The organism is Streptomyces sp. NPDC057136 (genome assembly GCF_042670885.1).
Lineage (GTDB): Bacteria > Actinomycetota > Actinomycetes > Streptomycetales > Streptomycetaceae > Streptomyces.
In genome coordinates this window covers 70765-96305 of the sequence record NZ_JBHUUV010000011.1, presented here as the reverse complement: position 1 = coordinate 96305, position 25541 = coordinate 70765, and the positions used below count along the sequence as shown (strand labels likewise).

The window sequence follows — 25541 nt, the reverse complement described above, 5'->3', positions numbered from 1 at the left end:
TGAGGCTAGTAGGGCCAGCTGGGAACGGGAATTTGCTGGTCCTTGCCACGTCCGTAGGTGTGGCACAGGATCCGTTGAGTGAAGTGTGCGCGCTGGGCCGCAGCCAGCAGGTGATGTCAGCGGCCAGTACCAGCCATCCGTCCGCCGCCCTCGGCAATGGCACCTCGGCCGGGCAACATCGACCCGTCCCGCGGCCAGGGCGTCGTAGAGCCCACCATGCCCGCGGCGGTGTTCACCCACCAGCGACCGGACCATCCGCACACAACACAGCGTCCGCAAGCTCGAACAACGCATCCGCACGCCTGGTCAGACAGGAGTAGAACTCACCTCGCAAGCGTGACAGTTCCGCGAACGGATCCTGCCGGACAACATGGTGCAACAGGCCCATCCCCACGGCCTGCGTGCTCCTTGGTCGGAGTACATGCTCAGCCGAAGGCCGCCCGCACGTACGCCAGTTACCAGACCCGTTGATCAAGTACGAGGAGTCGTTCGACCTCCAAGGTTAAAGATCAAGTTAGGCGCTGAGCTGGTCCTGAATTTCTCTAAGGCGCCTCGCGAGGCTGGACGCGGACTCCTTGTCGCATGACAGGACGACGGAGAATTTGCTGAGCGTCACGCCCTCGGGCCGCTTGGTGTAGGACCACCGCTGACCAGCGCGCCATAGAGATTTGAAAAACTCCTCGCGAGCAAGTTCATCCTCGGAAAGTACGCTCTCGGCGGATTCGATGATCAGGATGTGATAATCCGACGAAAGCCATTGGAGGTCGCGAAGGCAATCATAGAAAGCGTGCCAGTTCCATCCAAAATAGTCAGGAAACTTCAGCGATTCCCAAAATTTCTGAAATGCTGACATCTCGTCGGGCATATCTTGGCCATTTAGGCGCGCCACGTAAACGCTTCCCGACGCGGGCAGGAGTTCATCGAGATGCAGGCCGCCGCCTGTCGTGACGATGTGCATCCATGGGGCGATGTGGATCGCCTGCGCTTCTTCTTTCATCACTCCACCCATCCGGGACTTCTGCCCACAATGTACGTCTGATAGTGAGTTGGAGTGTAGTAGGCAGACTTATCACTGCCGAACACCCAGCGCTCTCCGCCTGGCTTAGGATTGTCTGGTGATGGATAGCTCCCATATTCTTGATAGGTGATCGGCTTGCCTGAGGGTTCGTGGGTGGGAAGTTGATAGCCGCCATTTTTGCCGCTATTTTCAAATGGCTCAGTCCACCACTTCGGCCCATGGAAGCCTGGCCCGCCCCACCATCCGAAGTTAAACTTCTCCATGTCCCGAAGGACTTGCATGGACACTTCAGGAATGGACTTGGGTACCCATCCCTGTACTTTATCAACGTCTCCTAGAGTCGCCCCCGGGGTAAGTTTTGGGCAGCCTGACAGACCCATGGGGTCGACCCAAGTATGAGGATTAGGGATGTAAGCCGTCGGGTTGGGCGCCGGGGTGAGGCCCAGGGGGTCATGGCTAAGGTAACGGGCAGTTTCGGGTTCGTAGTAGCGGAAGCAGTTGTAGTGGAGGCCCGTTTCCGGGTCGAAGTACTGACCGGGGAAGCGGAGTGGCGTGTACGTCGTGCTGGTGGAGGCCCAGGTTGTGGTGCCCCAAAGGGTGTTTCGGGTGTGCCAGGCCAGTGCACCTGATTCGTTGATCAGCTCCGCGGGGGTGCCTACCAGGTCGGTGATGATGGTGAAGAAGCGGGAGTCTATGACCTCTTGGGGCGTTTCTCGGTCCAGGAGGCGTTCTCTTTGGGTGAGGGGCTGTAGGCCCTTGTGGTCCCAAGTGAGGACTATCGAGTGGGGGAGGTCCGGCGATTCAGTTGTCTGTTCGCAGAGGGTTGTGCCGTCCCAGGTGAACGTGACTTGTTCCAGGACCGTCGTACCGTCGGCGGCGAGGCGTTGCTTGGAGGTGCGGCGGCCGAGGGCGTCGTAGGCGTAGTGCCAAACCACGCCGTCGGGGGTGGTCACCGAGTGCAAGCGGTCTTCGGCGTCCCACTCGTAGCGCCAGGTGTCCGGCTTGCGGGACAGGCGGGTCCTCTGGCGCAAAGTGACGCGGCCCAGTGCGTCGTGTTCGTAGTGAATCCTGCCCGCGCGGGTGATCGTCGTACCGGTGTAGTCGCGGGGGCCCACGGCCTCCTGGCCGGGGTGGGTCGACGGCCAGGAGGCGTCCGTCTGGTTGCCCGCCTCGTCGTAGGCGTACCGCTCGGTCCAGCCCGCCGCGTGGACGGCGGTGACCCGGCCGGTCGGGTCCAGGTCGAACGTCTTCGCGCCCGCGAGCTGGTCGTCCACGCCGATCACATTGCCGTCCGCACGGTACGTGTAGTCGCGGCGCTGGATGCTGTGACCCGCACCGGTGACATGTTGGGTGGTGAGGCGGCCAATGTGGTCGTACAGGGACAACAGCGTAACGGCGTCGCCGATCCGGCGGGTGATCTCCTGGCCGACTGCGTCGTGATCGAAGGCCATGGTGCGGCCGGACGCGGTCAGGGAGGTGGGGCAGCCGACCGGGTCGTAGGTCCAGGTGCTGACCGCTCCCGTCGGGGTCGTGCGCCCGGTTCGGCGACCGAGCTCGTCGTACGCGTACGCCGTCGTCCGGCCGTTGACAGTCTCGGACTTGAGGCGCCCGTATCGGTCGCGGAGGCGTGTGATCGTGGCGTCCGAGTTGACCGCTTCCGCGAGTTGGTCGGCGAAGTCGTACGCGAATGTCGTCACGGTCCCCGCGGCGTCCTTGCGGACAACGCGGTCCAGCTCGTCCCGTTCGTAGCGGACGACTTGACCGAGGGTGTTTGTTCGTGAGACGAGCTGCCCCGCCGCATCCCTCTCGTACGTCAGCGTCCGGTCGTCGAAGTCGGTCTCTGACGTGACCCGGCCGACCGGGTCATACTCGTAATCCCAGTTCAGCCCCTGAGGGTTGGTGACCTGAGTGAGGTTGAGATTGGTGTCGTGGTTGAACTCGTAGCGGACACTGTCCGGCCCCGTGCGAGCAGTCAGGAGATCGAAATCCGTGTACTCGAAGGTCGTGACCCCACCAATGGCGTCAATGTGGCGGACGCAGTTGCCCTCGCCATCAAATGTCCATGATTGCTTGCTGCCGTCCCCCTCGACACGGCGGGCGAGTTTGCCCTCGACCGTCCATTCCAGGCGCGTGACGGCACCCAGCGGGTCGCTGATCGACACAGGTCGGCCGAAGGTGTCGCGCTCGTAGCGCGTGACCGCCCCCAGCGGGTCCGTGATGGTCAGGGGGAGACCAGCGTCGTCGGAGACGACCGTCGAGGTGTGCCCGAGCGCATCGGTGATGGAGGTGAGGCTGCCGGTCTCGTCATAGGTGAAGTGGGTGGTTGCTCCGGACGGCTCCGTCACCGATGTCCGGTTGCCGCAGGCATCGAATGTCTGACGCGTGATATTGCCGTCAGTGCCGACGATCCGGACCGGGAGCCCGAGTTCGTTGTACTCGGCGCGTGACTGACGGCCGTCGGGCCGCTCCACCACAGCAAGGCGGCCGTGTTCGTCGTAGGTGTAACGGCCGACGCGGCCCAGTGGGTTCGTGCGGGACAGCAGGCGGTTGTAGCGGTCGTACTCGAAGCGGGTGACCGCGCCGAGTGCGTCGATCTCGGCGACAACCTGTGAACGGTCATTGATCAAGTGGCGCTCGGTGTGCCCCAGACTGTTGGTGAGGGTGGTCATGTGAAGCCCGGTCGCGGGGTCGACGTCGTCCCACGTGAAGGTGGCTTCGAGGTGGCCGTTGGTGCCGGCCTGGTACACGCAGCGGTCGTGCTCGTCGTAGACATACTCGTACCGGCTGCCGTTGGTGTCCGTCCACGACGTGATGCGGCCCAGCTCATCGCAGTCGAAGCGCAGGGGGCGACCGGAGGAGTTGGTGACGTCGGTGAGGTGGCTGTCGGTGTAGCCGTAGCGGAGGATCTCCTGGTCGGTGCCGTCCGGTGCAGCGCCTGCCAGGTGCAGGGCGGTGACTCTTCCTTCGCTCGTGGTGAGCTTCAGGTGGTAGCCGCCGTGGTGCACGATCGACGTCGGGGCACCGGCCTCGTCGTACTCGAAGGTGATCCAGCGGCCGTTGCGGTCGTCGATCTGCGCCAGGAGCGCCAGCTCCCCGTTGGGGTGGTCGACGAAGTGCCGGACCCTGCCGGTTTCCGGGTCGGTGACCGTATAGCCGTCGCTCACCCGGTCCAGAGGCCAGCGCCGGCCATGCGTTGGCATGACTGGAACGCCGGGCGCGGGGTGCGGATAGGCAAGCAGACTGCCCTCGTCGCAGCTGAACACCACTCCCTCCGCGTCGATCTCCAACCGTTGGTCGATCGTGCTCGACCAACCGGATCCGAACCAGCGGCCTGCTCGGTAGGAGGAATCAAAGACGCGCTCGAAGGCAAGGGGCAGCGATCCCGGTAGCACGATGTCTGTCTGCGGGAGCAGCATGCGACCGGTCGCGACGTCGACGGGGTCTCCGGCGCACTTGACTTCGCTGCACTTCTTGGCGTTGGAGTCGGGGTTCTTCTCGTGGCCGTGCCGGTTCTTGCCCTTCGGGCTGTCGGCCAGGTCCTTCATCCCGGCTCGCAGGCCGCCCTTGATCAGACCGCCGCCCTTGGTGCCGACCAGCTCGGGTATAAGCCGGCCGAAGAATTCGGAGGGGTCGCCCTTGGCGGCGTCCCAGGCGTTCTTGAACGCCCGGTCAGGGTTGGCGGCAGTGGAGACGAGGCCGGAGAGCGTCATGTTGACGCCCTTGTAGTACTCGGCCGGGTGCGTCAGGTTGTACGGATCCTGCGGATTGACCGACCGGACAAAATTCACCAAACCCGCGGTGCCCTTGATGACACCGCCACCAAGGTGGGCCAGCTCGATGCCCTGGCCCACGCCGTAGTCGACAAGCTCCTGTTTCGCCCGGTCCAGGCCGGTGGGCTCCTTCGGAGCATGGGCCATGGCAGCGGTGACCGCACCCTTGGCCGCTTCGGCAGCCTCGTTGCGCGCTCGCCGGGCACCTTCGAGGATCTCCTGTGCGTGCTGCCGTTTGACGGTGCCCGGATCGGAGAACTCCCCCGGATGCGGAAGCGGATGATCAGTGTTGCGGACCGCGTCGTAGGCTGCCGCCTTCTTCCGGAACGCGGCAGCAGCCGTCTCGTAGTCCTGCTTGCCCTCCTTGTAGAGAGCAATCGCCTCACGCGCCTTGCCCTGCGCGCTCGTGACCGTCCCCGCGTAGGTCTCCAACGCCCCGGCCGCGCCTTCGAACGCATCCGCCGCCCGCAGCCAGTCAGTGGGCAGGGTCTGGAACTTCTCCCGGAAGGCGTCTGCGGCCACGCCCTTCCAGTGACCGGAGTCGAGCCGTTTCATCCCGCCGCCCACGAGATCGAACGCCTTCTGGAAGTCCCGCAGGTTCTTCACCGCCGCGGCAATCTTCTCCGGCCTGCCGTGGATCAGCTCGTTCGCTTCCTCACTCTGCCCGAGCTGCTGCTCCCCGACCTCCGCACCCAGCGAGGACGCAGTCTCATCACCCCAGTCCTCGACCGAGTCCGCCCACGAGTCGGCACCGACCTTCTCCAAACCCGAGCCGAGCACATCGGTACCCTTGTCGATCCCCTCGCCAACGACCGCCTTGCCCTTGTCGACAAGATCACCGGCCCCGTCGTAAAGGTCCCCGCCGAGCTTTCCCCAGTCCACCATCAGCGACTCTCCCCCCACCGCGGCTGCTCAGCCTGATCGATCGTCGCCTGCGACGGATCGAGCTGCTCCTTGAGCCGTTCATCCGCCGCCGCCCGCACCCCCGGGTCCACCATCCCACTGCGCTCCATCGAGTCGAGCGCGGCGTCCTCCACGTCGTAGACGGTGTTCTGCCAGTTCTGCTCGACCTCGCCGTGGGCCTCGATCATCGACTCCGCGCTGTAGTCCGGATTGTCATACGCGGACTGACTGCTGATCGTGTCCCAGCTCATCTTCTTGACGTCGTCCTCGGACAGGTGCGGATTCCCGTTCAAGGAGTTCACACCGACCTTGAACGAGTCCTTGATGTACTGCTCCTGCTCCGCGAAAGAACCCGCCGACAACCCGACCCCGAGCGCGAAGTCGTTCCCCTTCTGCGTCAGGGCCCGCACACCCCACTCCCAGCGGTCACAAAACGTCCGGAACTCCGACGTCAGCCCACCGTGCCCCAACTCCAGCCCCGACAACGCAAGATCGGAGAACCCCCGCCCCGTCGACGCCTGACCGATGAACCCGAGCTCCTTCAACTCGGCATGCGCCAGATCAATCCCCTTCGCGATCGCAGCCAACGCCTCCGGCGGCACATCAAGATCAGGACTCTCCCCGCTCACTGCATCCCCCCGAGATCCACCGCAACCGCCTCCGGCACGATCCCCACCACCGGCGGAAACAACATCCCGCCGTCCTCGCTGCCCGCATCCAGCGCCACCCCCGCAGGGCCCCGAAGCAACGGCACCATCACATCCAACAACCGCGCACCCAGAACGGTCCGATAGGTCCACTCCCGCCCGGCATCTCCACGAGCAAACGCAAACCTGGCCAGTGCCTCCTCGTCCGAGAACGCAACAATCCAGCGCACACCGTTCTGCTCCGCCGACCACAGATCACCATGGACATCCAGCGGCACCAACACCGCCGTACGCCGGAACTCACCCAGCAACACAGCAAACTCATCCCGGGCAGCCACCGCCGGATCACCGTCCAACGTCATGGCACGGGCCGGACTCGGCGCCTCACGCAGGGCAGAAGGTGCCTCGTCAGCAGGCCAGTCGGCCAGGTCGGCAATCTTTGAACGCCGAGCAGGCGGCTCTGCTGGATCATCCCCGTTATCGAACACCTGCCGAATGCTGCCACGTCACGCTTCCCGGAAGCAACGAGCAAAAGCAGCCAGTCACGGTGCGAACCTGGCCCGGCTCCACACACGCAGGGACAGACCTGCGAGCACCCTCGGAAATACGCCACTGAGCCCCTCGACCCTCTTCGCTCCGCACGGTACTAGTAAGGCTTCCGGCATCACTCCTGTACGCAGCGAGGGCGCGCGTGTACATGAACTTCACTCACCCCTGCTCGGGCATCTCAACGAAAGTCACCCCCTGCAGCGAATCGAGAGTCAGCAAGCCGGTCAGCCTTCTTCAGGGTGGGGTTCCCCGAGCTGGGCACCCACCGCGCGGGCCAGCTCCTCCATCGTCAGCTCGACGCGACCGCCATCTTCTCGCTGCGTAGCCTTCACGCCCCTCGGTGCGGCGCTTCGCGCGCACAGCCCACTGGCCTACGGCAACCATCGCGATGTCCCCCACCGCCCACGGCCGGCCCGCCGCCCGGATCTTGCGCTCCAGCCCTGCTCCGTCCCAATGACCACTCGGCTCCGCCAAGTGTTCTCCCCCTCGGCTACGTGCGGCCGCGCACCGCAACCTCGTAACGACAACCGACCGCGCTGATGCATTCCCGGCCCTGCCGATCCACCCGCCCCGGGGCCAGTTCGCCCACGGCAGACGCCACCTCCCGGAATCGACTACGCACTTCGGCACACCGCATGTCAACGTACGGGTGTCGGGAAAAACCCCAGGTCAATGAAGAGCTATCCAAGTCATGAACACCTCCAGCTCTCTCCTCGCCGCCATCGCGAGTCTCACCGTCGAAGACCACTCCTGGCTCTCCCCCAACCACTGCGCGGGGCCCGTGCTCGACCTCCTCGGCTCACATGGCTGGACGGTCGTCACCACACCAGAGGCCAACGTCCACGCCACGCCACGAGCCCGGACGGGCGCGCGTACGTCGAATGGATCCGACACTCACGCGACCTGGCGACGCGGCATCGTCTGGTCCGTGGCGGACGCCCTTGCTGACGCCAAACCGTGGTTCCAGGATTCGGATTCACCTGTCGTCGCTCACCTGGCCACGAACGCTGGCGCGCGCCCTGCCCACATCAGCAAGGCCACCGGCCGCGGCCGGGAGCGCGCCGCCAGCTCCCTGCAACCGCTCACCATGAACGGCCTCGTAGTCGCGGACACAAACGGCGGCACCTACCGGTTGTCGTCCTGACCCAGCACTTTCGCTTACACACCCTCGCTCTTGCCCCCAACCACCTCCGGATGTACGGACGGTGCGATCCAGGGAGTTCTCCGTGCCCCAGTACCTGACCGTCGGCCACCTGCTCCGTCAGCTTCAAGACCTTGATCCCGGGTTGCCGATCCGGCTCGCCATCAATCCCGACTGGCCCTTCACACACTGCCTCGGAACAGACGTTGTCGTGCGCGAAGGCATAGCGTTCATCGCCGATGACGGCCAGGAGGACTACCTGCCGGTAGCCGTCCGTAACGCCCTCGCCTGGGCCTGACCCGGCACTTCCCTCTCGACGAGGAGGCCCGCATTTCCCCGAACCAGTACGGAACACTCTCCGTCCAACCACTGCGCCACCTCGCACTCCTCCCCGTTCCCGCTGGCGTGCGCGGCGCACTCGTCCATCGCGTCTCCGCCCTCCCGGACGGGTCGTTCGACGTCTCTTGGCTCCCGTCCGACGCCGCCAGACTTCCTCTCGGGCAGATCCGGCTGCACTGGGGGCCCTCCTCCCTGACAGGCTGGGACGTCACCGCTCACCTCGGGCTGGCCACGGCCGAGGCCCATGTCGCCTCTTGGCCCACCGCACCCGCGCCTGATACGGCCGACGATCCACGAGGTTCGCGGCCTCTGCACTGCCTTGGTCATCGCCACGTCCGCCCTCGATCTCTCCAACCAACTCGCTGACATCTGACCGGCACCGCATAAGGCCGCCCCATGCCGCCCAGGCAGGGGCGGCTTTGCTCTATGTCCACAGAGCGTTGCGTACGCTCCTTACCAGGAAACAAGGAGGAGCCGATGCCCGCCGACGAGTAACTATCGAATTCGGCGGTGAAAAGGCGTACTCCTCTCGCCGCAATCGCCGCAATCTGCGGAGACGGCAGATCAAGCACACCATTCCCGAGCCGGTAATCAGCGGGCCAACCGCAGGCGCCGCGGTAGTCGCGGCGGGCGGCCCACGGGCTTCGACAAGAATATCTACAAGCGCAGGAACGACGTTGAACGGACGATCAACGTGCTCAAGGGGCTCCCGGGCTGTGGCGACCAGGTACGACAAGAGAGCGTAGCCCGCCGCGGCACCGTCACCTTCGCCGCGATCCGGCTATGGCTCCAGTGAGGGCCTGCCGGGCAGCTCCTGGGTGCCCTGGCGACCGTAGCGCTCCCTGCTCCATGCCACTTCTTCGGCGCTCACCGATGAATAGATGGCGTACACATCCCCGATACGGTCGTCGCCGCGCCGACGTCGCTGCCATTCTTCGTGGGCCCGAAACGCCATGACGGACACCTGCGAAGCAGGCTGCCAGTGCTGAGTGAAGGCCGGAGCGTTCGCGTCCGGGAGGTCTTCGAGGGGGACGCCGCGCTTCCCCAGTAGTCGCTCCAGTTTGTCGAACCGGAGGTGGCGGTCGAAGCGCCCATACCGGTCGCGAATTGCCCTGTTGAGGATGCTGCCACCCCGGTGCGACAGCCGATGCACCTGCAGGGTGAAGTGGTGCCCCTCCCAAGGATGGTCCGGCGTTTCCCGCATCCAGAAGAACTCGGCCATTCCGTAGTCGCGCCACATGCTGTGGTCATCAAGGGAGTTCTCGGCGAAATCGGAACCCAGGATCGCCGTGACCCGGTCGGGACTGTCCGTTGGCTTGGCACCGAGCACCGTTCCGGAGGCGACCACGTCCATGTAGAACGCGAGGGAATGCGGAGTCAACTGGTCTCCCTTGACGGGGCCGAGGGGTCAGAAGCAGCGTCCTCAGCATATGCAACCGGGACGCCACAAAGATCCGTCGGACAGGCCCTAAGCACTGCGCTCGGGGCTGACGGACGCCTTCACATCGGAGGCACACGATCAAGATGCAGCCGAGACAGCTGCCGACGAGCAGCTGTCGCCGCTACTCGTCACCCCAAGAGATGCCGGCGAAGGCGCCGTCGAAGCCGGGGCCGCTAGCCCGTGCTCGACGCTCGGATAGGTCGTGCCGTCCGGCATCGCGATCACGGCGTCGAAGTCGGCGCGGCTGATCTCGGGTTCGAGCCACTGGTTTTCCGTGTCAAGTCCGAGCGTGTTGTGCTGGTAGCCCTCAGACCCCGGCCGGGTGGCTGGAGAGCCAGGAGGAGTGCCGGTCGCGAAGCCGGTCCCGTTCTTCGGTCGTGGGGAGGAGAACGTCTGCACCGCCGTCATAGGGATGGTAGATGCGCTCCATTCGGGCGTCGGCGATTAGGACACCAGCCGTCTTGTAGTCCGCAACCTCACGTAGCAGGGCGTCGACGCATCCGTGCTGCCAGGGCCGGCGGGCGACGAAGAGGTGAGAGTAGTACGGAACTCCGGGTCTGGATCGTCCTGCGTCAGCAAGGTCTGCCAGTAGTCCGCGTCCGGCTGGTGCTCAGGAACGTCGGGCTCCGCTGTCCAAGCGGACGTGATCACATGTGCGACATCCCGCGAGTTCCCCTGAGCGCCGCTGAGTCCCAATGCCCGTGGCCAGGGGGTTTCTTCCTCCTTCGAGCCCCATGTGGCCGCATGACGTAACTTCGGGATTCTTGAAGCGCTCTCACTTCGCCCGACCGATCCACAGTCCGGTCGAAGGTGAGGGGGCTAGACCGACGTGCTGTCCGGGTTCGTCCTCGCGCGAGCCTCGGCAGGGTTGGCGGATGGCACCATGCGCGGGGATGTCGGGCGCCTCGACACCCTCACCGCGACGGCGCTGTGGTGATCCGCTTCTCGAACCAGTGGTGTGCATACGGCTCGTCGTTGAAGGCGGTGACCTCTTGGAAGCCGTAGGAGTGATAAAGGCCGACCGCAGCGCTGAGAGCCTTGTTGGTGTCCAGCCGCAGTACGTCAGAACCGTGCAAAGCAGCCCGCGCCTCCAACTCGACCAAGAACCGGCGTCCGAGGCCGAGCCTCCGAGCGTGGGGCGCGACCCACATGCGTTTCACCTCGGCCGGGGCACCGGGCGGTAGTTTCAGACCGGCGCAGCCGACGGGCTCGCCGTGCAGCCGGGCAACCAGGAACAGCCCCTGCGGCGGCCGGAGTTCGCCCGCGTCGGGCAGCAGACTCCGGGCGGGATCGAATCCGGTCTCGAAGCGCTCCTGCAACTCGGTGAAGTAAGACCGCAGGCATTGCCCGCTGTCGGGATGGTCCGGGTCGACGGCATCCAGCGTGACCGTCGCGGCGGTCAGCAGCCGGTCGACCTCGGCCATGGCGGCGACCAGCCGGGAGCGCTGGGCGGCGTTGAGCGGCTCCAGCAGGGAGCCAGCCAGCTCGTCGCTGCGGTTGTCGAGCAGGGCGCGCTCCGCGCGTCCCGCCGCAGTAAGCCGGACGGTGCGCACCCGTCTGTCCTGCGGCTGCGGCTCCACCGTCACCAGACCCTCGGTCCCCAGGGAGCGCAGCAGCCTGCTGACGTACCCGGAGTCGAGCCCGAGGCGCTCGCGCAGCCGCCGCACGTCCTTCCCCTGCTCGCCGATCTCCCACAGCAGCCGGGCCTCACCGATGGGCCGGTCGCGACCCAGGTAGTGGTCGTGGAGCACACCCACGCGTTCGGTGACGGTTCGGTTGAACCGCCGCACCTGGTCGATCCCCATCGTATCCATTCTCTGACTCTAGTCAGAGAATCTTGTAGGTGACCAGAGGTAGTCCACGTGGAGACGCACCGAGGGCTACCCGGTCCCGGCCGCAGCTCTTAGCCTCATCACCATCATCGTGTTGCACTCGAACCCACGTCTGAGCCAGCCTGAAGCACACCAGCCGACCCGCGGGTTCGCGCTGAAGAAGCTTCGGTTCCCCTGAACTCACGGGGCTCTACGGCCTCGGGGAACATCGGTACAGCGGTTATCGGTGAGAACGATCATGGTCGGCTAGCACAGCGATCCACTTCGCCGCTGGGGTTCGGTGAAACGCCTCCGGGCCTGCTCCGGTGCTGGCTACGGTCCGGCTCGTGCCGGTGGAATTTCTGAGTGATGAGCAGGCCGAGGCGTACGGGACGTTCGCCGAGGAGCCGACAAGGCCCGAGCTGGAGCGGTTCTTCTTCCTGGACGACGTGGACCGGGACCTGATCGCCCTGCGGCGCACGAAGCACCACCAGCTCGGCTTCGCGCTTCAGATGTGCACGGTGCGGTACGTCGGCCTGTTTCTGGAGGACCCGCTCGCGGTGCCGTGACCGGTGGTCGAGCACCTGGCCGCGCAACTTGGCATCAAGGACCCGTCGGTGGTCAAGCAGTACACCGAGCGGCGTCAGACGCTGTACGACCACGCGTGGGAGATCCGGGACGCCTACGGCTACCACCCGTACGAGGACACGGAGTGGGGGCGGCGGTTCCGTACGTTCCTGCATGGGCGGGCGTGGACGCACGCCGAGGGCCCGAAGGCGTTGTTCGACCACGCGGTGGGCTGGCTGCGCCGTCACCGGGTGCTGCTGCCCGGGGTGTCGGTGCTGGCCCGGCAGGTGTCGGAGGTGCCGAGGGTCGCGGAGAAGCGGCTGCACTCCACGGTCGCGGGGTCCGCCCGCCGTGTGGACCCCGCGCTGCCGGGCGATCTGGTGGCGACACTGAAGACGCCGGAGGGTTCCCGGTTCTCGGAGCTGGAGCGGCTGCGCCGGCCGCCGACGCGGACGACCGGGACGGCGTTCGCCCGCGCGCTGGAGCGGGTGGACGAGATCGGCGCGTACCGGCTCGGTCGGCTGAAGCTGTCGCAGATCCCGCCGAACCGGATGGCGGCGCTGGCCCGGTACGCGCTGGGGTCGAAGGCGCCGCTGCTGGACCAGGACGATGCCGAGCCAGAAGGTCGGGATGGAGAGGCCGATCAGCGCGATGGCGTTGGCGAGCCACTCCTCCGGCCTGCCGCGCCGTACGGCGGCGACGACACCGGCGCCGATACCGACGACGACCGCGAGGAGAAGGGAGAGCGCGGCGAGTTCCAGGGTGACGGGCAGTGCCTGGGCGATGGCGTCGGCGACGGGGAGTCCGGTACGGGAGGAGGTGCCGAGGTCGCCGGTGAGGGCGTGCCCGATGAACCGTCCGTACTGGACGACGATGTTGTCGTTGAGGCCGTAGCTCTCGCGGATCGCGGCGAGCGCCTCGGGGCTGCGTTCCTCACCGGCGAGGGCGAGCGCCGGGTCACCGGGCAGGGCCCGGATTCCGGCGAAGACCACGATGCTGACGAGGAAAAGGGTGATGAGGGACTGGCGCAGGCGCGTCAGCAGATAGCTCGTCATCGTATGTACCCCGCAGTCGTGACCCGGACCAGTCCGTCGCCGTAGACGCGGATGCCCGCGACGCCCTTGGTGGTGACGACGTAGTTCTTCTGCCGGTAGAGGTAGATCATGGCGTGGGCGTCCTGGACCCGGCGGGTCAGTTCGTCGTAGATCCCGGTGCGCCGGGCCGGGTCGGCGACGGTGCGGCCCTCGGCGATCAGCTTGTCGATCTCGGGGTCGCCGAGGCCGTACGCGTTCATGGCGCCCGCCGTCTTGAGGAAGTTGGAGACGTTGCCGTCGGGGTCGAGCCGGCCGGACCAGCCGCTGGTGAAGACGTCGTAGTCCCCGGCGTCGGTCTCGGCGAGCATGGTGGCGTACTCGGTGGGCCGCAGCGAGAGTTCGAAGCCGGCCTCCTTGACCATGGCCTGGAGGACCTGACCGACGCGTCCCTGTTCCGGGGTGGTGGAGGTCTTCAACTCGATCTTCACGGGGGTCTTCACCCCGGCCTCCTTCAGCAGCTTCTTCGCCTTGACGACATCGCGCTCGGGGCAGTCCTGCGGTTGCACGCCGGGGGCGATGGCGGACTGCGGGGAGATCGGGCCGCAGGCCGGTTCGTACATGCCCTGAAAGACGACCTTGTTGATCAGATCGCGGTCGATGGCGAGCTCGAACGCCTCCCGGACCCGGACGTCCCGGCCGAGCGGGGTGTCGATCTTCCCGGGCGGCTGCCCGAGGCCCTTCACATTGCCGACGTTGATGCCGATGCCCTGGTAGCCGAGCGAGGGCGAGTTGAAGAGCTGGAGCCCCGGTTCGGTGAGGGCGCTGCGTACGTCGACCGGGCCCATCTGGTCGCCTACCTGGAGGTCGCCGGAGCGCAGGTTGGCGAGGCGGACGTTGCCGTCGGGGATGGGCTTGTAGACGACTCCGTCGAGGTGGACCTTGTCGGCGTCGTAGTAGTGGGGGTCCTTCTTGAGGACGATCCGGTCGCCGCCGACCCGCTCGACGAACCTGAAGGGGCCGACGCAGGAGGGGTGGTTGGTGAAGTTCTTCCCGTACTTCTTGAGTGCGGTCGGCGACATCACCATCCCGGACCGGTCGGCGAGCACGCCGGTGAGCGGTACGTATGGGTGGTCGAGCTCCATTCGTACGGTGTACGGACCGGTGGCCTCGGCCTTGCTGACCGGGGCCAGTTCGGTGCCGCGCGCGGAGCCGGGCAGATCGCGGTGGCGCAGCAGTGAGGTGACGACCGCCTGTGCGTCGAGTGCGGTTCCGTCGCTGAAGGTCAGCCCTTCACGGACCCGCACCGTGACCGTGCGGCCGTCGGCCGAGGTGGTGGGGAGCGCGGCGGCGAGCTGCGGCACGACGGTGCCGTCCTCGTCGATGTCGTAGAGCTTCTCGCACATGCCCGCGAAGACCGTCCGGCCTACGAGGGTCTGGGCGAGCGTGGGGTCGAGTTTGTCCGGGTCGGAGTTGAGAGCAACGGTGAGCGTCCCGCCGTCGCGTACGGGCCGTTCATCGGTCTTCCGCACACCGCCGACCTCGGTCGCCGAGGACTGCAAGGACGCGCAGCCCGAGGTGAGGGACACCAATGCAACTGTCACCAGGGCAACCGATTTTCGGCGCACGAGGGCCTACCTCCCGCCAGGGGGTGATCAAGGAATATCGCAGACCGTATTTCGCATACAGTCCGCAGTGCAAGGGGGATGCTCACATACCGGACAGGAATTTTGCGGGCGCCCGGATAACGGGGCGGATTAAGACCGACCGGCAAATGGGGGTGGAAGAAGGAGCGGGGCTGGGTGCGTGCAGCTGCAAGGCGGAGGAGGGAGTCAACGCGATGAGGTCTCCCCTGCTCGAGCGGAGCCGAGAGCTTGGGGAAGTTGGTGACTGACGACAACGCCGCAGATGCGCGCACCCCGCGACGCCGCCCCCCATTTGCCGGTCGGTCTAAGGGTTTCGTCAGGAATCCGCCGGGGAGAGGCGTCCGCACCGGCAGCCCAACAATCGGGTTGAACGCGTCGCGAGGCGCGTGTTACCACTGCCGGGGTCGCGAACGACGATCACGACGTACATACGGGGGAGGCTGCCAAAGATGGTGCTCGGAAAACTGGTGAAACTGCGGGCCATGGGACCGCCGGACGCCGAGGCCCTGTGGCGGTGGAACCACGACCCGGAGGTCATGCGCTGGATGGGCGACGGCTATCCCCAGCAGCCCGAAGTGACGCGGAAGTGGCTGGAGGAGCGGCCCCATAACGCGTACGAGGACCTGATCCTCGGCATCGAGGTGCTGGAGAGCGAGCAACTCATCGGTCTCGTCCGGCTGCGCGACACCGAGCCGGAGACCGGCAGTGCCGAGCTCGACATCTACCTCGGCGAGAAGGAGTCCTGGGGCCAGGGATACGCCACCGACGCGCTGCGGACGGTCTGCCGGTACGGCTTCGACAAAATGCGGCTGCACAGGATCGCCCTGACCGTCGTCACCGAGAACCACGCGGCCCACCACGCCTACCGCAAGGTGGGCTTCGTCGAGGAGGGCAGGCTGCGCCAGAGCTTCCGGCGCGACGGCCGGTGGTACGACGAGTTCACGATGGCGATGCTGGAGGGCGAGCTCCGCTGACCCGCGAACAGCCGGGCCACCCTCACCACCACTCCGCCCTGGGCGATCCCGACGCGAGACGATCGAAAGCGCAAAGAAGACAATGTTCGGAATGATGTCCTCAGCAGGCGACGACCTCGGCCCTCTGCCACCGGTGGGCAGGACCGCCACGGCGCGAGCGGTCCCCGGGGCGCCGGCCGATGTCATGCGGCGCTGCGCCGCCGTAGCCATTGACCTTCCGGTTGCTGTGGCCGCAGTCCTGGGTCCGGTGTTGCTGCTGGAACAGGTGCTTCAGGCGCTCTCCATCACGGGCGCCGATGCCCGCGCGATCGGGCGCCCTTCGATTCTCGCGTTGCTCGCCGTCTTCATCCTGGTCTACTCCCCGTTGTGTGTCTCGCGCTGGGGCGGCTCGCCGGGAAAGCGTGTGCTGGGCATCGAGGTGGTGCGCGCCAGTGACGGTGCACGGCTCGGTTATGGGCAGGCGGTGCTGAGACACCTCATCAATCTCGTGGTGAATGCCGTGCCTGTGACTCTCATTGCCCATGCATCAGCGATCAGCCTCAGCGCGAACAAGCAGGGCATACACGACAAGGCCGTTGGCAGCGTGGTGATCCATCGCCGGCAGGCGGGATCTGCTGCGTGACGGCTCGGCTCGGAGCAGGCCGAGCCCCAAGTGTTGTAGGACCGGTCGTCACCGGCCGCCGCCGGCCGTCGCCGCCGCCCTGGTCCACGCCGCGTCGCGGAGCAGGCGCAGGCCGTTGAGGCCGACGATGACCGTTGAGCCCTCGTGGCCGAGTACGCCGAGGGGCAGGGGCAGGTGGCCGGCCAGGTCCCAGATGACCAGGCCGGAGATGAACACTCCGGCGATGACCAGGTTCTGGACCACCAGGCGGCGCGCGGCGCGGGACAGGGCCATGACCGCCGGGACGGTGGCCAGTTCGTCGCGGACGATGACGGCGTCGGCCGTCTCCAGGGCCAGGTCGGAGCCGGCGCGGCCCATGGCGATGCCGGTGTGGGCGGCAGCCAGGGCTGGGGCGTCGTTGACGCCGTCGCCGATGACGAGCACCTTGCGTCCGGCCGCCTCCTGTTCCCGTACCGCGGCGACCTTGTCCTGCGGCAGCAGCCCCGCGCGGATGTCGGTGATGCCGACGTCGGCGCCGAGGCGGGCCGCGGCGCGCGGGTTGTCGCCGGTCAGCAGCATCGGCGTACGACCCGTCAGGGCGGCCAGGGCCGTTACGGTCGCCGCCGCGTCGGGGCGGAGCCGGTCGGCGACGGCCAGGACGCCGACCGGGATTCCGTCGCACTGGACGAGGACGGCTGTGCGTCCGTCGCTCTCCAGCTCGGCCGTCAGCGCGGCGGCTGACCGGGCCGGGGCGGTGTCGGGGTCGGTGCGCAGGAGGCGGAGCGGGGAGCCGACCGCGATGGCGTGGCCCTGGACCGTGGCTGTTACGCCCGCTCCGGGGGCCGAGGTGAAGTTCTCGACGGCGGGTACGTGCAGGTGGCGGTCGCGGGCGGCGTCGACTACGGCGCGTGCCAAAGGGTGTTCGCTGGGGTGCTCGGCGGCTGCGGCCAGCGCGAGCAGGCCGTCCTCGTCGAGGCCGCTGCCGTCCAGCGGACGGATCGCGGTGACGCGCGGGGTGCCCTCGGTCAGGGTGCCGGTCTTGTCGAGGGCGACCGCGTCGACCTGCCCCAGGCGCTCCATGACGACGGCGGATTTCACGAGCACACCGTGGCGCCCCGCGTTGGCGATCGCGGACAGCAGGGGCGGCATGGTGGCCAGCACCACCGCACACGGTGACGCGACGATCATGAAGGTCATCGCCCGCAGCAGCGAACTCGCAAGGTCGGCACCGAAGGCCATCGGGACGAGGAAGACGGCGAGGGTGGCGGCCACCATGCCGAGCGAGTAGCGCTGTTCGACCTTCTCGATGAAGAGCTGGGTGGGCGCCTTCGTCTCGGAGGCTTCGGCCACCATGGCCACGATCCGGGCGATCACGGAGTCGGAGGCGTCCCGTTCGACGGTGACGCGGAGGGCGCCGGTGCCGTTCAGGGTGCCGGCGAAGACCTCGTCCCCGGCCTCCTTCACGACCGGCAGCGGCTCTCCTGTGATGGTGGCCTGGTCGACCTCACCGGCACCCTCCACCACCCTGCCGTCGGCGCCGACGCGCTCACCGGGGCGGATCAGGATCGTGTCGCCGACCCGGAGGTCCTCGGTGGCGACCGTCTCCTCGCCGCCGCCCGGGGTCAGCCGGGTGGCGGTGGCCGGGGCGAGGTCCAGCAGACCGCGCACGGCGTCCTGCGTACGGGCGGTGGCCAGCGCCTCCAGGGCTCCGGAGGTCGCGAAGATGACGATCAGGAGGGCGCCGTCCATCACCTGACCGATCGACGCCGCCCCGATCGCGGCGACGATCATCAACAGGTCGACGTCGAGGGTCTTGTCCCGCAGGGCGCGCAGCCCCTCCCAGGCCGGTTCCCAGCCACCGGTGAGGTAGGCGAGGGCGTACAGCGGCCCCCATGTCCAGGCTGGGGCGCCGGTCAGCTGCAGGGGCAGCGCGACCATGAACAGGACCAGGGCGGCACCGGCCCAGCGGGCCTCCGCCAGAGCGAGGACGCGTGTGCGGCGCCGCGGCGCCGTCGCGGAACCGGTCGGCGCCGCCCGTTCCGGACGCTGAAGCAGGACAGAAGGCATGACAAATCAACCCTTCACGGGCAGGCGGACGGCGACGAGCCCACCATACAGGAACACCTGAACAGGTCTTCATGTGTTATCAGTAGGATGGGCTCCATGGGTCACGGAGCCGACGACACGAACGCCGCCACCACACGCGAACGTCTGGACGCCGTGGGGACCGCCGATGTCGCCGCGACCCTCCAGGCCCTGGCCACCCCGTCCCGGCTGCGCATCCTCGCCCGCCTCCAGGAAGGCCCCTGCGCGGTCGGCGATCTGGCACAGGCGGTCGACATGGAACCCTCCGCCTGCTCCCACCAGCTGCGCCTGCTGCGCAACCTCGGCCTGGTGACGGGCGAACGCCGGGGCCGTTCGATCGTCTACGCCCTGTACGACCACCACGTCGCCGAGCTCCTCGACCAGGCCCTCTTCCATGTCGAGCATCTCCGCCTCGGCCTGCAGGACGCGCCCGTGACGGTGGAATCGGACTGACCCCCCACCCACCGAGCCCGGGACGAACGCACGTGCTAATGCCCTCGGCAACACCCTTTCGCATATGCGGAGTTGAGTAAGTCTGTAGGCTTCGGCCCTCATCAGCACCAATGAGGGGGGAACCTCACGTGCGTAAGCACCTCGTCGTCGCCACTGCCATATCCGCCGGCCTTCTGGCCACGCTCGCCGTCGCCCCGGCGCAGGCCACCGAGTACAGCTCGGCCCTGAAGATCCGCGCGGCCCAGTACGACGCGCCCGGGCGCGATTCCAACAGCTGTTCCTCGGGCAACACCCGCGCGGAATACCTGACGCTCAAGAACTACTCGTCCAGAACGACCGTCAATCTCAAGGGATACGCCGTCAAGGACGCGGCCGGCAACAAGTTCAAGTTCACCGCCAACCATTACCTCCAGCCCGGTGACTACATCAAGCTGCGCGGCGGGTACGGCACCGACTCCGACGCCAACAACGTCGTCTACCGCGACAACTGCAACTTCATGTGGAACAACGACGGGGACACGATCTACCTCTACAAGCCCTCCGGCAGCCGCTCGGACGTGCACGCCTACTCCAAGTCGGCCAACGACCGCGACGGCAACGGCTACATCGCGTTCCACAGCTGAGCCGATTCCGCAGGTGAGCGAATTCCACAGCTGAGACAACTCCACGGCTGCGCCGAGGGGCCGGTCCGTGCGGTGAGCCCGCGCGGACCGGCCTCCGAGGCTCGCACAAGCACCGGGACATGTGCGGATTAAACCGCACTACGACGGGGTTATGCCTGGTCGGAGCCGATTCGCGGAGCAGGATCGGGCGGACGTGGAGGCACGGCTGTGCACGGTGAGTACAAGGTCCCCGGCGGCAAGCTCGTCGTGGTCGATCTGGAGGTCGAGGGCGGCGCGCTGCGCCATGTGCGCGTGGCCGGGGACTTCTTCCTCGAACCCGACGAAGCCATCGTCGCCATCGACGCCGCGCTGGAGGGTGCGCCGTCGAACACCGGCACCGCCGGGCTCGCCGCCCGCATCGAGGCGGCGCTGCCGCCGTCCACGGTGATGTTCGGACTGTCGGCCGAGGGCGTGGCCATCGCCGTACGCCGGGCGCTCGCGCAGGCCACCGAGTGGAGCGACTACGACTGGCAGCTCGTCCACGACGCCCCGCAGTCCCCGGCCCTGCACATGGCACTCGACGAGGTCGTCACCGCCGAGGTCGCCGCGGGCCGCCGCCCGCCGACCCTCCGGGTCTGGGAGTGGGACTCCCCCGCCGTGATCATCGGCAGCTTCCAGTCGCTGCGCAACGAGGTCGACCCCGTCGGCACCGATCGGCACGGCGTCTCCGTCGTCCGGCGCATTTCCGGCGGCGGGGCCATGTTCGCCGAGCCGAGCAGCACCATCACCTACTCGCTCGCCGTGCCGCAGTCCCTCGTCTCCGGCCTCTCGTTCGCCGACAGTTACGCCTATCTCGACGACTGGGTCCTCGAAGCGCTCGGCGATATGGGCATCAAGGCCTGGTACCAGCCGCTCAACGACATCGCGACCGACATCGGGAAGATCGCGGGAGCGGCCCAGAAGCGGGTTGTGGGCCCGGACGGCGGACCCGGTGCCGTGCTGCATCACGTGACGATGTCGTACGACATCGACCACGACAAGATGCTCGACGTCCTGCGCATCGGCAAGGAGAAGATGTCCGACAAGGGCACCCGGAGCGCCAAGAAGCGCGTCGATCCGCTGCGCAGGCAGACGGGCCTTCCACGCCAGGCCGTCATCGACAACATGATCCAGTCCTTCCGCAAGCGCCACGGACTCACCCAGGGCGCGGTGACCGCCGAGGAACTGGCGCGGGCTGAAGAGCTCGTACGCACCAAGTTCGGCACGGCGGAGTGGACGGCCCGGGTGCCGTAGCCGCCGGTGCGGCACCCGGCCGGGCGTGCGCGGCACATATCCTCGCCCGGGCACACCGAACGCAGAACGGATGAGGACGGACACCGTGGCGGACAGAAGCAGGACCGGCTCAGCGGCCACCGACAGCGGCTCGGATGCGCCCGGCTCGGATGCGCCCGCCTCGGATACGCCCGTCCCGGTCTCGCTCAGTGCGCAGGCGCGCGAGGCCGTCCTCCGCCGCATCGTCGACCGGCGGTACGCGCAGGGCGCCCGCCTCGTCGAGCGAGAGATCGCCGAGGAGCTGAGCATGTCCCGCGTACCGGTGCGCGAGGCGCTGCGCGCGCTCGTCACCGAAGGGCTCCTCGAACTGCTCCCGCACAGCGGCGTACGCGTACGCCGCCTCGGCCGCACCGATGTGGAGCACCTGTACGAGGTGTGGGAACCCCTCGCCGTCCAGGCGTCGCGGCTCGCGGCGCGGGCTGCCGCAGCGGGCGACAGCGAGGGGGTGGCCGCGCTGGCGGCGGCCCTCCGCCAGGCCGAGTCCGCGGCAGCGGCGGACGAGGGGACGCGCGAGGTGGCCGCCCACACGGCGTTCCACGAGGGCGTCGTGGCCATGTCGGGCAATCCGCTGCTCGCCCGCACCATGGATCAGTTGAGCTGGCAGCTGCGGCTGCTGTTCGGTCTGCGCGAGGAGCCGGCGCACATGCGGGCCCAGCACGCCGAGATGTACCGGCACATCAGCGGCGGCGACGCGGAGGCCGCTGCCGCGAGCACGCTGCTGCATGTGCGGGACAGCAGGACGGTCGCCCTGCGCTCCCTCTTCGGCACCGGCTGATCCCTTTGTATACCAGGGCCGTACAGAAGCATCTCCCAGCCGCCCCTGCAGGCACTTTCCTTGCCTAGCACCGGAGCTTGGTATACAAAATGGCGAAGGCGTCGCAGCGCCCTCGACCCACGCCCGCCGAAGGAGCCCCCATGCAGCCGTCCTCGCACTCCCCAAGCGCGCTGTCCCGCCGCACGATGCTGGCCGGTGCCGCCGCGCTCGCCGGCACCACGGCCGCGATGACCGCCGCCCCCGCCCGGGCCCACTCCCCCGCCGCTGCCACCGCGTCCGAAGCGGCGGGGCACCACAACCGGGCCGTCCTCTTCCGCAACGTGCGCCCGTTCGGCGCGGCGAAGGCCACGGACCTCGTGGTCGTCGATGGCCGCATCTCCGACGGCCCGGCACCCCGCGGCGCGAAGACCGTCGACGGTGGCGGCCGGATCGCGCTCCCGTCCCTCGTCGACGCGCACATCCACCCCGACAAGACGACCTGGGACGGCTCTTGGGTGTCACGGCGTCCGGCGAGCGGCATCGCCGACTACGTAGAACAGGACGTGGAGCTGTTCCGCAGCCGGCGCCGGCCCGTCGCGGAACGCGCGTACGGCCTGATGGCGCATGCCGTCACCCGCGGTACGCGGGCGATGCGCGCCCACGCCGATGTGGCTCCGGCCTACGGTCTGGCCGGCGTGGAGGGCGTGGCGCAGGCCCGTGAGCGGCTGCGCCACGCCCTCGACGTCCAGATCGTGGCCTTCCCGCAGCACGGCGTCATCCGCACCCCGGGCACGGCGGCACTGCTGGAGAAGGCGGCGCGCGAGGGCACCGTCGACTTGATCGGCGGTATCGACCCGATCGGCTTCGACCAGGCGCTCGACGAGCAGCTCGACCTCGTCTTCGGCATCGCGGACCGCCACGGTGTCGGCGTGGACATCCATCTGCACGACCGCGGCGAGAAGGGGATGAAGGCGATGCGCGGCATCATCGACCGTACGCGCGCCCTCGCCCTCGCCGGCAAGGTCACCGTCAGCCACGTCTTCTGCCTGCCGGAGCTGTCGGACCGTGAACTCGGTTCCGTAGCAGCCGACTTGGGCGAGCTGGACATCTCCCTCACCACGGTGGCGCCGTCCGCCTCGCTGGTGCTGCCGATCGCCCGGCTGCGCGAGTACGGCGTACGGGTCGGGCTCGGTTCCGACGGGGTGCGCGACTCCTGGAGCCCGTTCGGCAACGCCGACATGATGCACCGTGCGCATCTGCTCGGCTGGGTGACGGACGTACGCCTCGACCAGGAGCTGACGGACTGCTACCGCGTCGCGGCCCACGGCGGCGCGGAGGTCATGGACCTCGCCCACGCGGACTTCGAGCCCGGCGCACCGGCCGACTTCGTCCTCGTCCAGGGCGAGTGCCTGCCCCAGGTCGTCGTGGACATGCCCCGACGCGACATGGTCGTGCACGGCGGGGCCGTCGTGGCGCGCGACGGCGTGTTCCTCGACTGACGACTCACAGCACGACACACAGAACCGCCCCGGCGGGCAGAAAGCCGGCCGGGGCGGAGCGCTGTGCGGGGAATCGCCGTCGGGTCAGCCGAGCGTGGCGATGGCCTGGTTGAACGTGGCCGACGGGCGCATCACGGCCGCGGCCTTGGCCGGGTCGGGCTGGTAGTAGCCGCCGATGTCGACCGGCGAGCCCTGCACCGCGATCAGCTCGTCGACGATGGTCTGCTCCTGCTCGGCCAGCGTCTTGGCGAGCGGCGCGAACGCCTCGGCGAGCTTGGCGTCGTCGGTCTGCGCCGCCAGCTCCTGGGCCCAGTAGAGGGCCAGGTAGAAGTGGCTGCCGCGGTTGTCGATGCCACCGAGCTTGCGGCTCGGCGACTTGTCCTCGTTGAGGAAGGTGCCGGTCGCACGGTCCAGCGTGTCGGCGAGGACCTGGGCGCGCGCGTTGCCCGTGCTCGTCGCGAGGAACTCGAAGCTGGCCGCGAGGGCGAAGAACTCGCCGAGGCTGTCCCAGCGCAGGTAGTTCTCCTTGACGAGCTGCTGGACGTGCTTCGGGGCGGAGCCGCCGGCGCCCGTCTCGAACAGACCTCCGCCGTTCATGAGCGGAACGACGGAGAGCATCTTCGCGCTCGTGCCCAGCTCGAGGATCGGGAACAGGTCGGTGAGGTAGTCACGGAGCACGTTGCCGGTGACGGAGATGGTGTCCTCGCCGCGGCGGATGCGCTCCAGGGAGAAGGCGGTGGCCTTCTCCGGCGACATGATCTCGATCCGGAGACCGTCCGTGTCGTGGTCGGCCAGGTACGTCTTTACCTTCTCGATGAGCTTCGCGTCGTGCGCGCGGTCCTCGTCGAGCCAGAACACGGCCGGGTTGCCGGTCGCGCGGGCGCGGGTGACGGCGAGCTTGACCCAGTCCTGGATCGGCAGGTCCTTGGCCTGGCACATCCGGAAGATGTCACCGGCGCCCACGGCCTGCTCCAGCACGGCGTTGCCGTCGGCGTCGACGACACGCACCGTACCGGTGGCGGGGACCTCGAAGGTCTTGTCGTGGCTGCCGTACTCCTCGGCCTTCTGCGCCATGAGGCCGACGTTGGAAACCGAGCCCATCGTGGACGGGTCGAAGGCGCCGTGCGCGCGGCAGTCGTCGATGGTGACCTGGTAGACGCCCGCGTAGCTGCTGTCCGGCAGGACAGCGAGGGTGTCGGCCTCCTGGCCGTCCGGGCCCCACATGTGACCGGAGGTGCGGATCATGGCCGGCATGGACGCGTCGACGATGACGTCGCTGGGAACGTGCAGGTTGGTGATGCCCTTGTCGGAGTCGACCATCGCCAGGGCAGGGCCCTCGGCGAGCTCGGCCTCGAAGGAAGCCTTGATCTCGTCGCCCACGTGGGGCACCGAGTCCAGGCCCTTGAGGATGCCGCCGAGCCCGTCGTTCGGAGTCAGGCCGGCCGCGACGAGCACCTCGCCGTACTTGGCGAACGTCTTGGGGAAGAAGGCGCGGACCACGTGGCCGAAGATGATCGGGTCGGAGACCTTCATCATCGTGGCCTTGAGGTGCACGGAGAAGAGGACGCCCTCGGCCTTGGCGCGGGCGATCTGCGCGGTGAAGAACTCGCGCAGCGCCGCCTCGCGCATCACGGCGGCGTCGATGATCTCGCCCGCGAGGACGGGTACCGACTCGCGCAGGACGGTGGTGGTGCCGTCGTCACCGACGAGCTCGATGCGCAGGGTGCCGGGCTCGGTGACGACGGCGGACTTCTCGGTGGACCGGAAGTCGTCGACGCCCATGGTGGCCACGTTCGTCTTCGAGTCGGCCGACCAGGCGCCCATGCGGTGCGGGTGCGCCTTGGCGTAGTTCTTGACCGAGGCGGGGGCGCGACGGTCGGAGTTGCCCTCACGCAGGACGGGGTTGACCGCGCTGCCCTTGATCTTGTCGTAGCGCGCGCGGACGTCCTTGTCCTCGTCGCTCTTCGCGTCGTCCGGGTAGTCCGGAAGCGCGTAGCCCTGCGCCTGCAGCTCGGCGATCGCGGCCTTGAGCTGCGGGATCGAGGCCGAGACGTTCGGCAGCTTGATGATGTTGGCGCCGGGAGTCTTGGCCAGCTCGCCGAGCTCGGCGAGTGCGTCATCGATACGCTGGCCGGCCTCGAGGCGCTCCGGGAAACTGGCGATGATCCGGCCCGCCAGGGAGATGTCGCGGCTCTCCACCGCGACACCGGCCGTCGAGGCGTAGGCCTCGACGACGGGCAGGAACGAATAGGTCGCCAGGGCAGGGGCCTCGTCGGTGTGCGTATAGATGATGGTCGAGTCAGTCACCGGGTGCTCCGCTCCACGTCTGCAACATTGCTTGACATCAAGATATCTCGTAGCCGGTCCCCTCTCCACAG

Annotated in this window: 19 protein-coding genes and 4 pseudogenes; 11 read left to right on the top strand and 12 right to left on the bottom strand. The window is 67.7% G+C overall.

All coding sequences use genetic code 11. The features are described from left to right. Positions 1-8: 8 nt before the first annotated feature. From ACFT7S_RS16405 to ACFT7S_RS16385, 5 genes and pseudogenes are all read right to left on the bottom strand, one after another. A pseudogene (locus ACFT7S_RS16405) lies at positions 9-388 on the bottom strand (transposase); the annotation flags it as partial. A 126-nt stretch (positions 389-514) separates the two neighbouring features. Next, the gene (locus ACFT7S_RS16400) at positions 515-997 is read right to left on the bottom strand and encodes a barstar family protein (protein ID WP_382732122.1); all 483 of its coding nucleotides are present in this window, start codon (positions 995-997) and stop codon (positions 515-517) included. Beyond that, on the bottom strand, positions 997-5673 hold the full coding sequence (locus ACFT7S_RS16395) for a putative T7SS-secreted protein (protein ID WP_382732120.1): 4677 nt from the start codon (positions 5671-5673) through the stop codon (positions 997-999). The genes ACFT7S_RS16400 and ACFT7S_RS16395 overlap by 1 nt, the downstream gene beginning before the upstream one ends. Further along, positions 5673-6320 carry a hypothetical protein gene (locus tag ACFT7S_RS16390; protein ID WP_382732118.1) on the bottom strand — a complete coding sequence of 216 codons (648 nt, stop codon included), beginning with the start codon at positions 6318-6320 and terminating at the stop codon, positions 5673-5675. Before ACFT7S_RS16390 ends, ACFT7S_RS16395 begins: the two co-directional genes overlap by 1 nt. Continuing rightward, positions 6317-6826 (bottom strand): SseB family protein, encoded by a 510-nt coding sequence (locus ACFT7S_RS16385; protein WP_382732116.1) that lies wholly within the window; start codon positions 6824-6826, stop codon positions 6317-6319. The genes ACFT7S_RS16390 and ACFT7S_RS16385 overlap by 4 nt, the downstream gene beginning before the upstream one ends. Before the next feature lie 752 nt (positions 6827-7578). On the opposite strand from ACFT7S_RS16385, the gene ACFT7S_RS16380 reads away from it, so the two are divergent. The 3 genes and pseudogenes from ACFT7S_RS16380 to ACFT7S_RS16370 form a co-directional block, all read left to right on the top strand. Beyond that, entirely contained in the window at positions 7579-8031 is a 453-nt protein-coding gene (locus tag ACFT7S_RS16380; RefSeq protein WP_382732114.1) for a hypothetical protein, read from the top strand. A gap of 82 nt (positions 8032-8113) precedes the next feature. Then, a complete protein-coding gene (locus ACFT7S_RS16375; RefSeq protein WP_382732112.1) occupies positions 8114-8326 on the top strand; it encodes a hypothetical protein in 213 nt (70 codons plus the stop codon). A gap of 550 nt (positions 8327-8876) precedes the next feature. Then, positions 8877-9163: pseudogene (locus ACFT7S_RS16370) on the top strand (IS5/IS1182 family transposase); the annotation flags it as partial. Here the strand turns inward: ACFT7S_RS16370 and ACFT7S_RS16365 are convergent. From ACFT7S_RS16365 to ACFT7S_RS16355, 3 genes are all read right to left on the bottom strand, one after another. After that, complete coding sequence (locus ACFT7S_RS16365) at positions 9149-9721, bottom strand: hypothetical protein (RefSeq protein WP_382732110.1); 573 nt, start codon at positions 9719-9721, stop codon at positions 9149-9151. The pseudogene ACFT7S_RS16370 and the gene ACFT7S_RS16365 sit on opposite strands and share 15 nt — an antisense overlap. A gap of 165 nt (positions 9722-9886) precedes the next feature. Next, positions 9887-10216: a hypothetical protein gene (locus ACFT7S_RS16360; protein ID WP_382732108.1), complete on the bottom strand. Its 330-nt coding sequence runs from the start codon at positions 10214-10216 to the stop codon at positions 9887-9889. Positions 10217-10722: 506 nt separating this feature from the next. Then, positions 10723-11622: a GNAT family N-acetyltransferase gene (locus tag ACFT7S_RS16355; RefSeq protein ID WP_382732106.1), complete on the bottom strand. Its 900-nt coding sequence runs from the start codon at positions 11620-11622 to the stop codon at positions 10723-10725. A 344-nt stretch (positions 11623-11966) separates the two neighbouring features. Here ACFT7S_RS16355 and ACFT7S_RS16350 point away from each other — a divergent pair. After that, positions 11967-12791, top strand: a pseudogene (locus ACFT7S_RS16350) (DUF4158 domain-containing protein); the annotation flags it as partial. 207 nt (positions 12792-12998) lie between these two features. Here the strand turns inward: ACFT7S_RS16350 and ACFT7S_RS16345 are convergent. Continuing rightward, positions 12999-13241 (bottom strand): annotated as a pseudogene (locus tag ACFT7S_RS16345) (ABC transporter permease); the annotation flags it as partial. After that, complete coding sequence (locus tag ACFT7S_RS16340; RefSeq protein WP_382732104.1) at positions 13238-14806, bottom strand: ABC transporter substrate-binding protein; 1569 nt, start codon at positions 14804-14806, stop codon at positions 13238-13240. The gene ACFT7S_RS16340 and the pseudogene ACFT7S_RS16345, both read right to left, overlap by 4 nt. A 506-nt stretch (positions 14807-15312) precedes the next feature. Between ACFT7S_RS16340 and ACFT7S_RS16335 the strand changes: the two genes are divergently transcribed. Both ACFT7S_RS16335 and ACFT7S_RS16330 read left to right on the top strand, forming a co-directional pair. Continuing rightward, positions 15313-15837: a GNAT family N-acetyltransferase gene (locus ACFT7S_RS16335; RefSeq protein WP_382732102.1), complete on the top strand. Its 525-nt coding sequence runs from the start codon at positions 15313-15315 to the stop codon at positions 15835-15837. Between the two features lie 91 nt (positions 15838-15928). Beyond that, positions 15929-16459 carry an RDD family protein gene (locus tag ACFT7S_RS16330; RefSeq protein WP_382732100.1) on the top strand — a complete coding sequence of 177 codons (531 nt, stop codon included), beginning with the start codon at positions 15929-15931 and terminating at the stop codon, positions 16457-16459. 48 nt (positions 16460-16507) lie between these two features. Here the strand turns inward: ACFT7S_RS16330 and ACFT7S_RS16325 are convergent, their stop codons facing one another. Beyond that, entirely contained in the window at positions 16508-18505 is a 1998-nt protein-coding gene (locus ACFT7S_RS16325) for a heavy metal translocating P-type ATPase (RefSeq protein ID WP_382732098.1), read from the bottom strand. Positions 18506-18601: 96 nt separating this feature from the next. Between ACFT7S_RS16325 and ACFT7S_RS16320 the strand changes: the two genes are divergently transcribed. From ACFT7S_RS16320 to ACFT7S_RS16300, 5 genes are all read left to right on the top strand, one after another. After that, positions 18602-18976, top strand: coding sequence for an ArsR/SmtB family transcription factor (locus tag ACFT7S_RS16320; RefSeq protein ID WP_382732096.1), 375 nt, complete (start codon positions 18602-18604; stop codon positions 18974-18976). Between the two features lie 128 nt (positions 18977-19104). Further along, positions 19105-19599, top strand: a complete 495-nt coding sequence (locus tag ACFT7S_RS16315; protein WP_382732094.1) for a lamin tail domain-containing protein — start codon at positions 19105-19107, stop codon at positions 19597-19599. 207 nt (positions 19600-19806) lie between these two features. Continuing rightward, on the top strand, positions 19807-20871 hold the full coding sequence (locus ACFT7S_RS16310; RefSeq protein ID WP_382732092.1) for a biotin/lipoate A/B protein ligase family protein: 1065 nt from the start codon (positions 19807-19809) through the stop codon (positions 20869-20871). A 70-nt stretch (positions 20872-20941) separates the two neighbouring features. After that, a complete protein-coding gene (locus tag ACFT7S_RS16305; protein ID WP_382732091.1) occupies positions 20942-21685 on the top strand; it encodes a GntR family transcriptional regulator in 744 nt (247 codons plus the stop codon). Between the two features lie 140 nt (positions 21686-21825). After that, positions 21826-23163 carry an amidohydrolase family protein gene (locus ACFT7S_RS16300; RefSeq protein WP_382732089.1) on the top strand — a complete coding sequence of 446 codons (1338 nt, stop codon included), beginning with the start codon at positions 21826-21828 and terminating at the stop codon, positions 23161-23163. An 84-nt stretch (positions 23164-23247) separates the two neighbouring features. On the opposite strand, the gene ACFT7S_RS16295 is transcribed toward ACFT7S_RS16300, so the two are convergent. Further along, positions 23248-25470, bottom strand: a complete 2223-nt coding sequence (locus tag ACFT7S_RS16295; RefSeq protein ID WP_382732087.1) for an NADP-dependent isocitrate dehydrogenase — start codon at positions 25468-25470, stop codon at positions 23248-23250. Between the last annotated feature and the right edge of the window lie 71 nt (positions 25471-25541).

Excerpts from the sequence above, each read along its gene's own strand:
- ACFT7S_RS16335 (WP_382732102.1), top strand. The coding sequence starts at position 15,313 with ATGGTGCTCGGAAAACTGGTGAAACTGCGGGCCATGGGACCGCCGGAC.
- ACFT7S_RS16365 (WP_382732110.1), bottom strand. The coding sequence starts at position 9,721 with ATGGACGTGGTCGCCTCCGGAACGGTGCTCGGTGCCAAGCCAACGGAC.
- ACFT7S_RS16355 (WP_382732106.1), bottom strand. The coding sequence starts at position 11,622 with ATGGATACGATGGGGATCGACCAGGTGCGGCGGTTCAACCGAACCGTC.
- ACFT7S_RS16305 (WP_382732091.1), top strand. The coding sequence starts at position 20,942 with ATGAGGACGGACACCGTGGCGGACAGAAGCAGGACCGGCTCAGCGGCC.
- ACFT7S_RS16320 (WP_382732096.1), top strand. The coding sequence starts at position 18,602 with ATGGGTCACGGAGCCGACGACACGAACGCCGCCACCACACGCGAACGT.
- ACFT7S_RS16360 (WP_382732108.1), bottom strand. The coding sequence starts at position 10,216 with ATGACGGCGGTGCAGACGTTCTCCTCCCCACGACCGAAGAACGGGACC.
- ACFT7S_RS16330 (WP_382732100.1), top strand. The coding sequence starts at position 15,929 with ATGATGTCCTCAGCAGGCGACGACCTCGGCCCTCTGCCACCGGTGGGC.
- ACFT7S_RS16300 (WP_382732089.1), top strand. The coding sequence starts at position 21,826 with ATGCAGCCGTCCTCGCACTCCCCAAGCGCGCTGTCCCGCCGCACGATG.
- ACFT7S_RS16380 (WP_382732114.1), top strand. The coding sequence starts at position 7,579 with ATGAACACCTCCAGCTCTCTCCTCGCCGCCATCGCGAGTCTCACCGTC.
- ACFT7S_RS16325 (WP_382732098.1), bottom strand. The coding sequence starts at position 18,505 with ATGCCTTCTGTCCTGCTTCAGCGTCCGGAACGGGCGGCGCCGACCGGT.
- ACFT7S_RS16395 (WP_382732120.1), bottom strand. The coding sequence starts at position 5,673 with ATGGTGGACTGGGGAAAGCTCGGCGGGGACCTTTACGACGGGGCCGGT.
- ACFT7S_RS16400 (WP_382732122.1), bottom strand. The coding sequence starts at position 997 with ATGAAAGAAGAAGCGCAGGCGATCCACATCGCCCCATGGATGCACATC.